1 rRNA gene is annotated in these 237 nt (G+C 52.7%); it reads left to right on the top strand.

What is annotated here, in order from left to right:
- Positions 1-237, top strand: a 23S ribosomal RNA gene (locus GJ700_RS34875); the annotation flags it as partial.

Here is a 237-nt window from a genome sequence, read left to right on the forward strand (position 1 = left end):
ATATGGTAGGAGAGCGTTCTGTAAGCCTGCGAAGGTGTCTTGTAAAGGATGCTGGAGGTATCAGAAGTGCGAATGCTGACATGAGTAGCGATAATGGGGGTGAAAAGCCTCCACGCCGTAAGCCCAAGGTTTCCTGTTCAACGTTCATCGGAGCAGGGTGAGTCGGCCCCTAAGGCGAGGCAGAGATGCGTAGCTGATGGGAAGCAGGTTAATATTCCTGCACCGTCGTATGATGCG

It is taken from the genome of Pseudoduganella rivuli, from assembly GCF_009674485.1.
In the GTDB taxonomy this organism is placed as follows: Bacteria; Pseudomonadota; Gammaproteobacteria; order Burkholderiales; family Burkholderiaceae_D; genus Rugamonas; species Rugamonas rivuli_B.